Origin of the sequence: Streptomyces sp. UG1, assembly GCF_049974585.1 — a bacterium.
Classification (GTDB): domain Bacteria; phylum Actinomycetota; class Actinomycetes; order Streptomycetales; family Streptomycetaceae; genus Streptomyces.
The window spans coordinates 357118-372413 of record NZ_JBNGGG010000002.1 but is presented as its reverse complement, the minus strand read 5'-3'; the positions used below and the strand labels follow the sequence as shown (position 1 = coordinate 372413).

Sequence of the window (15296 nt, the reverse complement as noted above, 5' to 3'; positions counted from 1 at the left end):
TGGCCGTTCGTCAGATCCCCACGTCCCACGGGACGTGATCATCAACGAACAAGATCCACTTTCGCAACAGGCCCTAGCCGCACCGCGCCGGGACACCACTCGTTCGGAGTACAGGTCAGCCGCCCGGACGAACCCTCCGCTACGCCACACTTACGGCCGAACGCCGTGAACCGGGCAAGGCGGCGTGGCGGAGGAGGTTGACGATGGCCATTTCCATCTCTGTGGTGCTGTTGCTGTTCATCCTTGCGGTGATCTTCGTGCGCAACGGCGGGCTGAAGATCACCCATGCGCTGGTGTGCCTGCTGCTCGGCTTCTACCTGGCCAGCACGAGCATGGCACCCACCATCAACAGCGGTCTGACGGCCACGGCGGACATCGTCAGCAGCCTCAGACCGTGACCGTGAGAGGACCGGTCAGGAAGTCGAGAACACTCCGATGCCGTTGGGGACGGGGCGCTCCTTGCCGCCGGAGGGGTGGTTGCGCACGGACACCGCCGCCGCTCCCGGTTCGCGCGCGACCAGTGTCGAGGAGCCGCCGCCGTCCAGGCTGAAGGCGTCGTCCGAGCCCAGGTCCCGCATGACGGAGGCGACCTCCGCGATGGTCAGGCCGGTGCGGTACTCGGGCGCCCCGTCCAGCGCGAGCAGCACCAGTCGGCGGCCGCCGGCCGTGATGCCGACGGCGGTGCGCACGGCCGACGTCCGGTCGTCCAGGCCCGGCAGCGGCCGGCCGTCGTCGAGCACCGGGTAGCCGCCCAGGGCGAAGCGGTACGGGATCCGGGACGCCGACGCCACCAGCCGGTGCCGTACCGCCACCCTCCCCCAGCCTCCGGCCGGGGGGACCCCCATCTCGCTTCGCTCGCCCGCGAAGAGCTTCCGCAGCCGCTGCGCGCCCTCCTCCCGGCCCACCAGGACGGTGGTGCCCGGCGCGATCGGACCGCTGCCGGGCGTGTCGGCCATCGACACGACCCGGCCGTGACGGATCGTCACCTCGTGGGTGTCGGCGCTGCACGGCGCCCCCCGGTCCACGTCCGTGCCGCATGTCGCGCGCACCCGGGACACGCCGCCCCACTTGCTGGTGAACGCCCCGATGGAGCCCTCCGGCAGCGCGTACTGGTTGAGCCCGCCCAGCGGCAGCCGCCCCTCGGGCGTGCGGATCGAGCCTTCCAGGCTCAGGCCGTCGAGCCGGGCCCGGCGGTCCACGCCCACTCCGAACACATCCTCGGTGCTGGTGCCGGGCGGCAGCGCCGGCCCGAAGCGCTGGCCGTTCGGCACCGCCCCCTTCAGCGCCCAGCCGTGCGCGACGGCCGGTCCCACGCTCGCGCCGGTCACCTCGACCCCGGGGTGCTGGGACTCGCTGATGTTGAAGAAGTCGCCGTTCACGCCCGCCACGGCACCCTGCGCGGTGGCCTGCTGCGAGATCGTGGCCCGCGCCGCCACCGCTCCCGGGTACAGCAGATCGAGCCGTACACGCGGATCGCGCAGGTCGACGGTGAGCACATGGGCGTGCGCCGTGCCCTTCGCCGCCGGGATGTCGAACTCGTCGTAGCCGACACCCGGCGCGATCGGAGTGCCCCGCTGCGCGGCGCCGGCCGGTGCCGCCCCCACCAGGGCCGCACCGGCCAGCGCGCCGAGTGCCGTGAACAGCGTGAGTGCCGCTCTTGCCGATGCGAGCCGTTTCTGACGAAGCGTCACGCTTGCCCCCTGAGGTCTCGTCAAATGTCCCAGGACTCAGGGGAAGTGCACCAGACGGCGATGACCGGCCGGGTTTCTAGGCGCCGACTACACGAGAACGGGTGAGGAAACGCACCCCCTCGGGTGCCTCCAGGGAGAACCCGCTGCCCCGGCCCTCGACCACGTCGACGATCAGCCGGGTGTGGCTCCACACCTCGTACTGACTGCGCGACATCCAGAACGTCACCGGCTCGACCACCCCCTCGACCTGAAGCTCCGCGAGCAGCACGTCCGAGTCGCCGGTACGGAACTCGCCCTCCGGGTAGCACATCGGCGCGCTGCCGTCGCAGCAGCCGCCGGACTGGTGGAACATCAGCGGGCCGTGCGTCGCGCGCAGACGGCGCAGCAGATCGGCGGCCGCGGGGGTGAGTTCGACGCGGGGGGTCTCCTCGTACAGCGGGGTCTCCTCATCCATGGGAGCAAGGGCAGCACGGGGAACGTTGCGAGAGGGTTGCACCGCCATGCGCACCCATCTGCGCGCCGTCTTCAGCGACATCGAACGCATCCGCGCCCACTCGCCCGAACTCTTCGCCGGCGGCACCTCGTCCGTGCCGGTGCGGCGCAACGCGGTGGTCCGGGAGTAGCGCGGCCCGCCCCCCCCGGGGACACGGCAAGGCCCTGAGCCGGGCCGAGGTCTCGGCGTCGGCTCAGGGCACAGAAGGCGCTGCTAGCGGCGGCCGACGGTGACGAAGCCCGCGGGCCGTGCGCCGGTGGCGTTGTCGTACACGACGTCGCCGGTGGACTTCTTCCAGATCCTGATACGGAAGGTGTCCGGGGCGTCGGTGGCGGTGACACGGAAGCCGTAGCCGCCGCTGCCGTTGACCTCGCCGACGCCCTGGTAGACCGCCCGGGAGCCGCTCACCACCAGCCAGTCGGAGCCCGTGGAGCGGAACTTCAGGCGGGCCCGCCCGAAGTCGAAGGTGGCCTTGCCGAGGGGAGCGGTGGCTGCCTTCGTGTACGAGGCGGCGAAGGAGAAGACCGCTTTGCCGCTCAGGGTGGGCTTGGCCGGGTACGCCCCGGCCGCCGAGGTGATCAGGCCCGTGCCCAGCGCGGGACCGGCGGCGCGGTCGTAGACGATCAGCTCCGGCAGGGTGGTGCGGTCCGAGGCGTCGTCGTTGTCGGTGACGGTGACGACCGGACGCCGGATGCCGGCCTTGGCGTAGCTGTGCTCGGCCCGGCATTCGCCGCCCTCGACCTTGCCCTCCGTCGGCTCGGTGCCGTCCTTCCAGTCGACCCGGCAGGTGTGGGTGTCGCCGACGTCGGCGTCCCGGAACTCGGCCGTGACGGTGGCGCGGTGGCCGGCCGGCACGGGGGCCGTCGGGCCCGTGGCGGAGGTGATCGCCGGGGTCCGGTTGACGATCGGGTCGATGCCCGTCAGGGTCGGGACGACCTTCTTGATCAGCCCGTCGGCGTCGAACTCCAGCTTGTCGACGGTCGTTTCACGGTGGGTGCCGTCACCGCCGGGGATGGCGAACCGGTGGTAGGCGATGTACCACTCGTCGGTCTTCGGGACGTGGACGACTGAGTGGTGGCCGGGTCCCTTGATACCGAGGGAGAGGTCTTTCTCCAGGATCACGCCGTGCTTGGTCCACGGGCCGGTGGGGGAGGGGCCGGTCGCGTAGGCGACGCGGTAGTTCTCGTCGCGGGTGTCGTTCTCCGACCACATGAAGTAGTAGGTGCCCTTGCGCTTGACGACGAAGGTGCCCTCGTTGTAGCCGCTCGGGGTGATGTCCTTGACCTTCGATGTGTCGATGGAGGTCATGTCGTCGTTCAGCGGGGCGACGTAGGCACGGCCGTTGCCCCAGTACAGATACGACTGGCCGTCGTCGTCGGTGAAGACCGCCGGGTCGATCATCTGGCCCGTGTGCGCGCCGCGGGCGACCAGCGGCTTGCCCAGGGGGTCCTTGAACGGGCCGGTGGGTGAGTCGGAGACCGCGACTCCGATGTTCGTGTCGGCGGAGTAGTAGAAGTAGTACTTGCCGTTCTTCTCCGTGGCCGTCGGCGCCCAGGCCCGGGCGTCGGCCCAGCTGACGTCCGGCCCGAGGTCGAGGATGACGCCGTGGTCCTTCCAGTGGACCAGGTCGGTGGAGGAGTACGCCTTGAACTGCGTGCCGCTCCAGCCCGGGAAGCCGTCCGTGGTCGGGTAGATGTAGTAGGTGTCGCCGAAGCGGACGATGTTCGGGTCGGCGTTGAGACCGGGCAGGACCGGGCTCTTCATGATGAGCGCCGCGACCGTCCAGGTGCGCTTCTCGCCGTCGGAGCCCGTGACCTCGTACGTCACCGGCTCGCTGAAGTCCTGCACGCTGCCGGAGGCGGGGCTGATCGCCGCGCCGTTGGCCAGGGTGAACTCCGGGGCGAGCGCGGTGAGATCGGTGCCCTCCTTCATCGGCAGCGTGATCCTGCCGCCGGCGTCGTCGATGAGCGCGTCGACCTTCAGCGCCGGATGCGTCGCCCCGGCGATGCCGGCGGTGTTGCCGCTCAGCTCCATGACCTCGGCGGCCGTCAGGGCCCGGTCGTAGACGCGGAAGTCGTCGACCTCGCCGCCGAAGTACGGGTCGGCCGCGTACAGGGACCTGCCGATGTAGCCGCTGTAGTCCTTGTTCGCGTCGTACAGCTCGGACGGCTTGATGGTGGTCGTCGTACGCGCCGCCGCGACGCCGTCCACGTAGAGGACCATCGCGCCGGTCGAGCCGTCGAGGGTGACGGTGACGTGCCGCCACTCGCCGGGCGTGAGCCGCGAGCCCGCCGTCAGCTTCGACTCCGCCGACCAACTGGCCTTCGTGATCGCCGAGTAGAGGCTGGAGCCGCCGTTGGACGGGGTCGCGAACAGGTACTTGTCGCTGTCCGGACCGAGCCCGAACAGCCACTGGAAGTTGGCGCCGCCCTTCCACTTGGCGTACGTCGAGACGGTGACGCTGTCGGCGTTCTTCAGCACGCCGTTCGGGATCTTCACATACGGCGAGGTCGAGTCGCCGGACATCCGGAACGAGCCGCCGTCGACCCCGGTGCCGAAGTCGGGCGTACGGACGTAGGTGCCGTGGTGGCCGTGGCCGCTGGCGTCACGGGCGATGTTGCCGCCCGTCTCGTCGAAGTCGTACCGCAGCAGCAGGTCGGCGGGGACGTCGGCGCCCTCCTGCGAGACGGTGACCTCGGCGCGGACGGGCAGCGCGGCGCCGTCGGGCAGGCTGCCGGTCACGGTGAAGGTGCCGGCCTGCGCGTACTTTGACTCCGGGACGTCCGCCCAGGAGACGGCGACGGGCCGCTTCACCCCGTCGGCGTACTCGGCGATCACGGTGGCCGGCAGGACCGGCGCCTGACCGATCCGCGTCTTCACGCTCACGTCCTCGACACTCGCCACCAACTGGTCCGGCTGGTAGGCGCGCAGCAGACGGTCGTACTCGGCCTGCGTCACCGGGAGCACCGTGCCGTGGCGGGGCTTGGCCGGCAGGTCGTAGTCGGTGGACGGGGTCCAGGTGCCGGAGGCGAGGTCGGTCGTCTCGAAGGGGATGTAGCCGCGGCCGCCGAACTCGTCGAGGAAGGTGTACCACTTGTCCTCGGTGTTCGACTTGAACACCAGCGGTCCCTCGGCCGCGTTCATCGCGCCCTTGCCGATGCCCTCGGCGACCGCGGTCCAGGACAGGTCGAGGAGGGAGTCGCTCTTCTCCTCGAAGATGAACTTGCTGTTGGGGGTGGAGGAGGTGTTGTTCCGCTCGTCCTTGGACAGGCGGAAGTACGTGCCGTCGTGCTCGATCACCGTGGAGTCGATGACGGAGTAGCCGCGGTCGATCCACACCTTGGGCTCGCTGAAGGTGTGGAAGTCGCGGGTGGTCGCGTACATCATGCGGTTGTACGTGCTGCCGGAGTGCGCCTCGTCGTCGTACAGCTTCGACGCCCAGAAGACCACGTACTCGCCGCGCTCGGCGTCGTAGAACGCCTCCGGCGCCCAGGTGTTGCCCGCGCTGTCCGGGGAGACCTTGACCAGCCGCTGGTCCGTCCAGTGGACCAGGTCGGTGGACTCCCAGACCATGATGGACTTGCTGCCGGTGCGCTGGGCGGCGTCCCAGTCGCCGTTGCCGTAGATCCTGAGGTCGGTGGCGATCTGGTAGAACTTGTCGCCCTCGGGGGAGCGGATGATGAACGGGTCGCGCAGGCCCTTCTCGCCGAGCGTGGAGGTCAGGACGGGCTTGCCGTCGTTCAACTCCCGCCACTTCAGCGGGTCGTTGCCCTTGCTGAGGGCGGCGTAGAGCTGCTCGCCGTCGGCCGTGCCCTCGCCGGTGAAGTAGCTGAACATATAGCCCTTGAGGGCCTCTTGCCTCGGCAGCTCGGGCACCTTCGCCATGAAGGCGCGGGTCGTGCTCGCCTCGCCCTTGGTGACGGTGGCGGTGAGTTCGACGGTGGTGGCGCCGGCGCCGTGCGCGGGGCGGTGGACCAGGCCGTCGGAGGTGATGACGTCCGGCTTCGCGGAGGACCAGGTGACGTCGGTGCCGTAGGAGCCGGTCGCCGGGAGGGTGAGGTTGCCGCGTACGTCGTCGAGGTTGTGGACCGTCAGCTCCTCGGCCGCCCGCTCGGTGGCCGTCTCGTCGTCGAAGGCGGGGACCACGGTGACCTCGAAGGTCCTGGTGTCGGTCACGGTGCCCTTCCTCAGGGTCGCCGTGAGCGTGGCGTGGCCGTCGGGTTCGCCGGCGGCGGGGCGGGTCACCTTGCCGGAGTCGGACACGACGGCAGGGTCGTCGCTGGCCCAACTGATCGAGGAGCCGCCTGCGGTGCCGGTCTTCGGCAGGTCGAGGTCGGCCGTGACGGCGCTGGTGTCGCCGAGGCTCAGCGCGGCCTTGTCGTCGGCGACGCCCTGTGTCGCGACAGGGAGGGCGAGTCGCTCGACCTCGGAGCCGGCGAGGGCGCGGTCGTAGACCCGGAAGTCGCGGATCCGGCCCTTGAAGAGCTTGTCGCCGGAGTAGACCGACCTGCCGATGTGGTTGGCGGTGGTGGTGCCGGAGCCGATGGCGCCCGGGGTGATGCTGACGGCGGTGTTGCGGCCGACCTCGACGCCGTCCTCGTACAGCACACCGGTGCCGCCGGTCTGGGTGTAGGTGAGGTGCTTCCAGACCGAGCGGGTCAGGTTGTGGGAGTCGGCGGGCCTGGTGGTCTGCTCGGTCGACCAGTTGCCGGTCGCGATGGACGTCCGCAGCGAGTTGCCGGTCGTGAACAGATACCCGTTGCCGTTGCCGCCGCTGGAGTTGCCGAAGCCGTAGATGAAGTACGGCGTGCTCTGGGCCGAGTCGACCATCACGTCCAACGAGACGGAGATCGAGTCCATGCCCTTCAGCACGTCGTCGGGCACCTTGACGTAGGTGTCGGAGCCGTTGAAGGCGAGCCCCTGGCCGGTGCCCGACCAGTCGGCGGTGCCGTTCACCGTCGCGTCCCGGCCGTTGCCGGAGGCGTCGGTGACGGTGCTGCCGGAGGCGGCGTCGAACTTGTACCAGAGGGCGAGGCCGTCGGTGATCTCCGCCGCTTCGGCCGGGTCGGCGGCCTGTGCGGGTAGGGCGGGTGCGGCGAGTCCCAGCACCAGCGACGCGGCGGTGAGCCCGGCGAGTCGGCCCGCCAGGCGTCTCGCGCGGGCACGGACGCGTGCGATGTACGGCATGTGGATCCCCTGCTGAGGCATGGCGGGGCCTCGGCCGCGGGCACCCTGCCGTTTCGGCTGTGTGACGTCGTGTTGCGAGAGTGTCAATCGAGGTGTGGCACAGCGTCAAGGGTTTTCGAACAATGTCCGACAGGTCGAACGCTCGGCTTCCCGGAAATCGTCATCCATGGACCAAGTAGGAGGCGTCAGCGCTCGCGCCGGTCCCGGCGGGCCTCCGTCAGTACGGGGATCAGAGGCAGCAGGGAGACCACGACGACGAGGGCGATCAGCGGCAGCAGGAACGTGTCGGCGTCGGGGACGGTGGCGCCGAGGGCGTATCCGGCCATGACCAGGCTCTGCGACCAGACCAGGCCGCCGACGATCTGCCAGACGGTGAAGGTCCGGGTGGGCACGCCCAGTGCTCCGGCCGCCGGGTGCAGGACGGTTCGCACCATCGGGATGAACCGACCGATCACCAGGGCCTTCCCATAGCCGTAGCGGGCCAGGAGCTTCTCCGCGCGCGCCGCTGCCTCGCGCACGCGCCGTCTCGACGTGCGGGCCAGCAGGGCCCGGCCGCCGTGCCGGCCGAGCAGGAAGCCGACCTGGCCCCCGGCCACGGCACCGACGGCCGCGCACAGCAGCACCTGCCACAGCACAAGCTGGGGCGCCTGGCCGGCACTGGCCGCGCACAGCACGCCCGCCGGGAAGAGCAGGGTGTCGCCGGGCAGGAAGAAGCCGAAGACGAGCAGGCCCGACTCCGCGAAGATCACCACGAGGACCCCGAGGGCGCCGAAGGCCGCCAGCACCGAGTCGCTGTCCATCGGGTTGACGGCGATCACTGCCCTCACCTCCGACCGTCCTCGCCGGTCGCGCTCACCTCCAGCATCCCGTGACCGCGGCCCCGCGCGGCACGCTCAAGCCCGCCCATGCGCCTCCTGGGAGCGCCGTGACAGCGCGTCGATGACCACGGCGGCGAACAGCACCCCGCCGGTGATCATGAACTGGACGGCGGCGGGTGTGTCCGTGATCGCCATGCCCGAGGAGATCGACTGGATGACCAGCATGCCGAGCACCGCCGACCAGGTGGAACCGCGCCCGCCGAACAGGCTGGTGCCGCCGATGACGGCCGCCGCGATGGCGTTGAGCAGCAGCACGCCCGAGCCCGAGCTCTGGCTCACGGAGGTGATCCGCGAGGCCAGGAACAGGCCGCCGATCGCGGCCATGGTGCCCGAGACGGCCAGCACCGCGGTCTGCACCCGGGTGACGTGCAGACTGGCGCGGCGGGCCGCCTCGACCGAGCCGCCGAGGGCGTAGACCTGCCGCCCGTAGTGGGTGCGGCGCAGCAGGATGTCGAGGCCGGCCACCACCACGAGGAAGATCAGCAGGGCGAGGGGCAGGCCCTGGAACCGGTTGAGCAGATAGGCGCCGGTGAACGCGATCACCGCGAGCGCTCCCGCGCGCAGCCCGATGACCTGGAGCGAGCGGTGCGGCATCCCGGCGGCCTGGCGGCGCCGCCGGTCCAGGTAGGACACGAGGAAGACGAGACCGGCGGCGAGCGCGGCAAGGCCGTAGGCGACGGCGTCGTCGGTGAAGTAGTAGCTGGTCAGCTTGGCGACGAGGCCGTTCTCGTCGAGGTTGATGGTGCCGCTGGTGCCCAGGATGTAGAGCATCAGGCCGTTCCAGGTGAGCAGCCCGGCGAGCGTGACGACGAACGCCGGCACCCGGGTTCTGGCGAAGGAATAGCCCTGCACGGTGCCCGCCGCCGTGCCGGCGAGTACGGCGATGATGAGGGCGAGCCACTCCGGTACGCCGTTGCTGACGTTCAGCACGGCGAAGATGGCCGCCGCCAGTCCGCTGATCGAGCCGACCGACAGGTCCAGCTCGCCGAGCAGCAGCACGAAGACGATGCCGACGGCGATCAGGCCGGTGCCCACGATGTCCACGCTGAGGTTGGACAGGTTGCGAGGCGAGAGGAAGTTCTCGTTGAGGGACTGGAAGGTGATCCAGACGATGGCGAGGACGAGGATCACGGGCAGCGACCCCACCTCACCGGCCCGGAGCTTGCGCCGCGCGTAGGCGACCCCGTTCTCCACGGCCCGGCCGACGCTCTGCCCGCGGGGGCCGTCGGGCTGGGCCTGCGGGGTGCTGTCCGCCATGTCGCGCGTCCCTTTCACCACGCTGCCTCCGGCTGGGCGGGTCGGCGGGGCGCGTTCTCCGTCGCCCCGGTGATGGAGTTGATGATCTGTTCCTGCGAGGCGGTGTTCACGTCGAAGAAGCCGTTGTTGCGGCCGAGCCGCAGTACGACGGCGCGGTCCGCGAGGGCCTTGACGTCGCCCATGTTGTGGCTGATCAGCAGCACGCCGAGGCCGCGGTCGCGCAGCTCGTCGACCAGGTCCAGGACCTCGGTGGTCTGCTGCAGCCCCAGTGCCGCGGTCGGTTCGTCGAGCAGCAGCACCCGTGGGTCGCCCAGCAGCGAGCGGGCGATGGCGACCGTCTGCCGCTGACCGCTGGACAGCGACACCACGGGGGCGCGCAGCTCGGGGACGCCCCGGGTCAGGCGCTCCAGCAGCTCGCGGGTGCGGCGCTCCATCTCCATCTCGTCGAGGAAGCCGAACCTGCGGATCTCGCGTCCGAGGAACAGATTGCCGACGACGTCGAGGTTTCCGCACAGCGCGAGGTCCTGGTAGACGGTGGCGATACCGAGGTCCCGGGCGTCGTTGGGGCGCCTGATGTGGACGGGCCGGCCCTCCCACCTGATGTCGCCCTTTTCCGCGGGGGCGACGCCGGAGATCACCTTGACCAGGGTGGACTTGCCGGCGCCGTTGTCGCCGAGCAGCGCCACCACCTGGCCGGCCCGGATCTCCAGCTCGATGTCGATGAGCACCTCGACGGCGCCGTAGCGCTTGCACACGCCGTTCAGGGCCAGCAAGGGGGCGGCGGACACGCGGAACCATCTCCTTCCCGTGGCCCGGCAGGGGCCGAGCCGGAGGTCAGGTCAGACCGGCCTTGGCACAGGCGGCCCCGAGGCCGGGAGTGCAGATCTGCCGGATCGTGTACACGCCGTCCTTCACCAAGGTGTCCTTGATGTTGTCGACGGTCACGGACACCGGGGTGAGCATGACGGCCGGAACCGTCTCCCCGTCGCTGGTGCGCACCTGTTGTCTCGCCACCCGGTCGAGGCTCTCGCCGCGGGCCGCGGTCACGGCCATGGCGGCGCCGGCGGACGCCTCCGGTACGAAGGGCTTGTAGACGGTCATGTACTGCTCACCGCCGACGACGCGCCGCACGGCGGCGAGCTCGGCGTCCTGTCCGGTGACCGGGGGCAGCGGCGTCACCTTGTTCGCCTTGAGAGCGGTGATGCTGCCGGCGGCGAGGCCGTCGTTGGCGGCGTAGACCCCGTCGATGTTGCCGGCGCCGAGCGCGGAGAGGGCACCGGACATGTTCAGGTTGGCGGTCTCGGCCCGCCACTGGAGCGTGTCGTACTCCTTGCCGATCTTCACCCTCCCCGTCAGCACCGACAGCGCGCCCTCCTTGAAGGACACCGCGTTGGGGTCGCTGGGATCGCCGTTCATCATGACGATCTGGGCGCCGGGCACCTTGTCGCCCATGGCCCGCAGCAGGGCCCGGCCCTGGAGCCGGCCGACCTCCTGGCCGTCGAAGGAGACGTAACCCGAGATCGGGCCCTCGGCCAGCCGGTCGTAGGCGATGACCGGCACACCGGCCGCCTCCGCCTTGCGGACCGAGGCGGCGAGCGACCGGGAGTCCACCGCCACGAGGATCAGTGCGTCGACCCCCCTGGCGATCATCGAGCTCACCTGCCGCTGTTGCATCGCCACATCGCCCTCGGCATTGCCGTACTTGATGGAGCACGCGGGGCACAGTCGCCGGATCTCCCGCTCCAGCAGCGGCCTGTCCTGGGTCTCCCAGCGGGCGGTGGTGGCGTCCGGCAGCAGCACACCGATCTGCGGCCCGCTCTCCGTGCCGGTGGCGTTCCCGCCGTCCGTCCCGCAGGCCGCGAGGCCGACGGCCGTGGAGGCCGCGATCACGGGGAGGGCCGCGTGCCGTATGGAGGCCTTCATACGAGAGATCCCTCTGGCGAGCATCGCGACACCTGGCTTCTCACATGCCGACCACGTGATCAGTGTGACACCGGGGGCGGGGTTCTGCGAGTGCAGCCGATGCGCTGCACAGGCCCGGCAAGCGGGCAGATATGTCCGTCTCATCCTTATATGCGATTCTGGTGTTCGGGCACCCGGAAGTGAGGGGAGCGGGGTGCCCGAAACTGTTTCGGCACCTCCGGCATGGACGGGAGGAAGGTTGCGGACATGCCTCATGACGGCCCTGCCCGGACCGGAGTCTCGGCGCCGGGGGCTTGCGAGGCCGGCACCGCAGACACCGGTTCACCGCCTACGGGGCCGCATGCCGCCGCGAGCGGGCGTGCCCTGACGTTCGCCGGCGCCGCGCTGACGGCGCTCTACGCGCGCGCCGTCGGGGACGACGGCTTCCAGCTCCTGGAGACGGTCGGCGACAGCCCCGAGTACCGGCTGCCGCAGCGGCTGTCCCCGTCCGGCGGCTCGGCCGCGGCACACGCCGCCCGCACCGGCCGGCCGCTGTGGCTGAACGCCGCTGCCCTCGCCTCCTATCCCGAGGGCGCGCCCACCCCGCCGCGCGCGAGGAGCGCCTCGCTCGGCGCGCTGCCCCTGGGGGCCGAGGGAACCCGGCCGGCCTGCCTCGTCGTCGTGGGAATCTCCGCGGACGGCTTCGACGCCGGGCAGCAGCGGTTCCTGGAGCGGTACGCCGACGCCGTCACCAACGTGCTGTGCGCGCAGGCGGGCCCGCCGGAGCCCGGGGCGTCCGTGCTGAGCCGGGCGCTGCGCCGGATCGGCGTCGGCTCGTTCGTCCTGGTGCCCGACACCGGCCTGATCGAGGCGGACGAGGCGCTCCTCGAACTCGTCGGGATCACACCGGACGACTTCGACGGCAAGGTGGACACCCTGCTCGCGCACGCCCTGCCCGAGGACCTGCCCGCGCTGATGTCGGTCATGGAGCCGTCCCTGCACGCGCTCGGCCGGCGGGAGCTGGAGTTCCGGGTCCGCCGCCCCACCGGCGAGGTCCGCTGGCTGAGCCTGAGCTGCCGGGTGCCCGTGAGCGCCGACGGCGAGCCGGAGCGGGTGCTGGGCGTGGTGACGGCGACCCAGGTCAGGAGCCGCAGCGCCGACGACGTCTCCAGGATCCAGTGGCTGACCGCCGCGCTCGACGACGCCGCGACCGTCGGTGACGTGGGACGGGTCGCGGTCACCGCCCTGCGCGAGCCCCTGGGCGCCGACCGGGTCGCACTCGCCGACATCCGCGACGAACGGCTCATGGTCACCCTGCTCGACCCGCCGGACCCGGACGCCTGGCCGCAGCTCTGGCGCGCCCAGTGGCGCTCGGAGTGGCCCGACGCCCCGGTCAGCGCCCTGCCCACCCTTCAGCTCGCGCTGCGGGACGGCCGGATGGATCTGTGGCCCGCGGGCACACCGCTCGAACCGGGACTCGCCGGCGTCGGACCCGGCGGGCTGGCCGTCCTGCCGCTGCCGGCCAAGGGCAGCGTCGCCGGTGTGTGCCTGGTCGGCTGGGACCAGCCGCACGAGTTCATCCCCGAGGAGCGGTCCCTGCTGACCGCCACCGCGGCCCTCGTCGGACAGGCCCTCAAACGGGCGCACGCGCATGACGCCGAGCAGGAACTGGCGACCATGCTCCAGCGCAGCCTGCTGCCCCGGCGGCTGCCCGAACTGCCCGGCGGCACGGCCGTCGCCCGCTATCTGCCCGCCCGCCGCGGGCTCCAGGTGGGCGGCGACTGGTACGACGTCATCGCCCTGTCCGAGGACCGGGTCGCGCTGGTCATCGGCGATGTGCAGGGGCACAGCGCGGCGGCCGCGACGATCATGGGCCAGATGCGTACGGCGGTCCGGGCGTACGCGGTGGAGGGCCACCCGCCCGACGTGGTCGTCTCACACGCCAACCGCCTCCTCGTCGGCATGGAGACCGACCTCTTCGCCACCTGCTGCTATGTCGAACTGGACATGGAGGAGGGCAACACCCTCCTCGTCCGGGCGGGACACCTGGCGCCGCTGCTGCGCCACCCCGACGGCCGCACCGAGGAGGTGGAGGTCGAGGGCGGGCCCCCGCTGGGCATCGTCGAGGAGGCGGACTTCCCCCTGACCGCGGTCGCGCTGACCCCCGGCACGGTGCTCGCCCTGGTCACCGACGGCCTGGTCGAGGCCGCCGACCTGCCCCTGGACGCGGGCATGGAGCGCACCCGCACCGCGCTCGCCGCGGCCGATCCGGAGGACCCGGCGCGCATGGCCGACGCGCTGCTCGGCGACATCGGCCGGCGCGAGGACGACGTGGCGCTGTTGCTGCTGCGCTACGACGGCATGAAGACCAAGCCGATCCGCGCGGGCTGGGTGGTGTGGCGGCTGCCCGACGCGGTCATGCACGCCCGCCGCTTCACCGCGCGCACCCTGCGCCGGTGGAACGTCCAGGAGGCCGCCGACGCGGTGCTCCTGGTCGTGTCCGAACTGGTCACCAACGCCCTGGTGCACACCCAGGGCTCGGTCCGCCTCGACCTGGTGCTGCGCGGCGACCGGGTCCGGGTCAGCGTCGGCGACTCTTCGCCGCGTGCGCCGGCCAAGCCGGTGATCGTGGACTGGGAGTCGACCGGCGGCCGGGGCCTGCTGCTGGTCGAGGCCGTGTCCGACGCCTTCGGCACGGTGCCGGTGGCCGGTGGCAAGCAGGTGTGGAGCGAGATCGCGGTGCCGCGCGGCGAGCCCGCCATGGCGGACGCCGGTCTCTGAAGGGAAGCGAGGGGAGCTGTGCCGAGGACCCGTACCCCGCCGGTCGTCGCGGCGCTCGTCGCGGGGCTCATGGCGTTGTCGTCGGCCGCCTGCGGCGGGGACGGCGGCGCGGACGAGGGCGGCTTCAGCGTCGGCCTGCTGCTGCCGAGCCGAGCGCTTCCCCGCTGGGAGCACTCCGACAAGCCGCTGATCGAGAAGGGCCTGAAGCGCCTGTGCTCCGACTGCACCATGGAGTACGCCAACGCGGAGAACGACGCGGCACGGCAGCGGCACCAGATCAGCACCATGATCACCAAAGGTGTCGGCGTGCTGATCCTCGACGCCGCCGACACCCGGGCGCTGCGCTCCTCGATCCAGGAGGCGCGCCGGGCGGGCGTCCCGGTGGTCGCCTACGACCGGCTCGCCGAAGGCCCGATCTCCGGGTTCGTCAGCTTCGACGGCGGGGAGGTCGGCAGGCTCCAGGGCGAGGCCCTGCTGAAGGCGATGGGCACGGGGTCGAGCGGCCGGACCGTCGTCATGATGAACGGCGATCCGACCAGCCCCAACGCGGCCTGGTTCCGCAGGGGAGCGCTGTCGGTCCTCGAGGGCAAGGTGAAGATCGCCAGGTCGTACGAGACCCTGGGCTGGACCGCGCACAACGCGCACGCCAACATGTCCGCGGCCATCGCCGCCCTCGGCCCGGACCGCATCGACGGCGTCCTGGCGGCCAACGACGCCATCGCCGCCGGCGTCATCTCCGCCTTCAAGAAGGCCGGCGTCGAGGACCCGCCCCCGGTCACCGGCCAGGACGCCGACCTGGAGGCCCTGCGGCGCATCGTCGAGGGCGAGCAGGTCATGACGGTGTACAAGCCGTTCGACAAGCAAGCCGCGGCGGCCGCCGCGATGGCCGTCGCCCTGGGCCGCGGCGAGGACGCCGAGGACGTCGCGACGACGACGATCGACAGCCCCACCACCAAGGACATCCCGTCCGTCCTGCTCACGCCGAACGCGGTGACGGCCGCCGACATCGGCAAGACCGTCGTCCGCGACGGCGTCTACACCGTCGAGCAGATCTGCACACCGAAACTCCGGCGGGCCTGCGACCGGATAGGGCTCACCGGATGAGGA

The 15296-nt window shown here is 71.3% G+C and carries 11 protein-coding genes; 4 read left to right on the top strand and 7 right to left on the bottom strand.

The window, feature by feature from the left end:
* The first annotated feature begins 203 nt into the window (after window positions 1–203).
* On the top strand, window positions 204–398 hold the full coding sequence (locus tag ACP4J3_RS03900) for a hypothetical protein (RefSeq protein WP_107912016.1): 195 nt from the start codon (window positions 204–206) through the stop codon (window positions 396–398).
* 15 nt (window positions 399–413) lie between these two features.
* Here the strand turns inward: ACP4J3_RS03900 and ACP4J3_RS03895 are convergent, their stop codons facing one another.
* Both ACP4J3_RS03895 and ACP4J3_RS03890 read right to left on the bottom strand, forming a co-directional pair.
* On the bottom strand, window positions 414–1691 hold the full coding sequence (locus tag ACP4J3_RS03895; protein ID WP_426530362.1) for a phosphodiester glycosidase family protein: 1278 nt from the start codon (window positions 1689–1691) through the stop codon (window positions 414–416).
* Window positions 1692–1767: 76 nt separating this feature from the next.
* Window positions 1768–2145: a DUF779 domain-containing protein gene (locus ACP4J3_RS03890; RefSeq protein ID WP_426530360.1), complete on the bottom strand. Its 378-nt coding sequence runs from the start codon at window positions 2143–2145 to the stop codon at window positions 1768–1770.
* Window positions 2146–2191: 46 nt separating this feature from the next.
* Between ACP4J3_RS03890 and ACP4J3_RS03885 the strand changes: the two genes are divergently transcribed.
* On the top strand, window positions 2192–2314 hold the full coding sequence (locus tag ACP4J3_RS03885) for a hypothetical protein (protein ID WP_426530358.1): 123 nt from the start codon (window positions 2192–2194) through the stop codon (window positions 2312–2314).
* 83 nt (window positions 2315–2397) lie between these two features.
* Here ACP4J3_RS03885 and ACP4J3_RS03880 read toward each other — a convergent pair whose 3' ends face one another.
* From ACP4J3_RS03880 to ACP4J3_RS03860, 5 genes are all read right to left on the bottom strand, one after another.
* Entirely contained in the window at window positions 2398–7371 is a 4974-nt protein-coding gene (locus ACP4J3_RS03880; protein ID WP_426530356.1) for a family 43 glycosylhydrolase, read from the bottom strand.
* 185 nt (window positions 7372–7556) lie between these two features.
* Window positions 7557–8189 (bottom strand): DedA family protein, encoded by a 633-nt coding sequence (locus tag ACP4J3_RS03875; RefSeq protein WP_426530381.1) that lies wholly within the window; start codon window positions 8187–8189, stop codon window positions 7557–7559.
* 75 nt (window positions 8190–8264) lie between these two features.
* Window positions 8265–9506 (bottom strand): sugar ABC transporter permease, encoded by a 1242-nt coding sequence (locus ACP4J3_RS03870; RefSeq protein ID WP_426530354.1) that lies wholly within the window; start codon window positions 9504–9506, stop codon window positions 8265–8267.
* Between the two features lie 14 nt (window positions 9507–9520).
* Window positions 9521–10294, bottom strand: coding sequence for an ATP-binding cassette domain-containing protein (locus ACP4J3_RS03865; protein ID WP_426530352.1), 774 nt, complete (start codon window positions 10292–10294; stop codon window positions 9521–9523).
* A 46-nt stretch (window positions 10295–10340) separates the two neighbouring features.
* The gene (locus ACP4J3_RS03860; protein ID WP_426530350.1) at window positions 10341–11429 is read right to left on the bottom strand and encodes a substrate-binding domain-containing protein; all 1089 of its coding nucleotides are present in this window, start codon (window positions 11427–11429) and stop codon (window positions 10341–10343) included.
* 246 nt (window positions 11430–11675) lie between these two features.
* Between ACP4J3_RS03860 and ACP4J3_RS03855 the strand changes: the two genes are divergently transcribed.
* Together ACP4J3_RS03855 and ACP4J3_RS03850 are read left to right on the top strand one after the other, a co-directional pair.
* Window positions 11676–14189: a SpoIIE family protein phosphatase gene (locus ACP4J3_RS03855; RefSeq protein WP_426530348.1), complete on the top strand. Its 2514-nt coding sequence runs from the start codon at window positions 11676–11678 to the stop codon at window positions 14187–14189.
* A gap of 69 nt (window positions 14190–14258) precedes the next feature.
* Complete coding sequence (locus tag ACP4J3_RS03850; RefSeq protein WP_426530379.1) at window positions 14259–15293, top strand: sugar ABC transporter substrate-binding protein; 1035 nt, start codon at window positions 14259–14261, stop codon at window positions 15291–15293.
* Window positions 15294–15296: the final 3 nt, after the last annotated feature.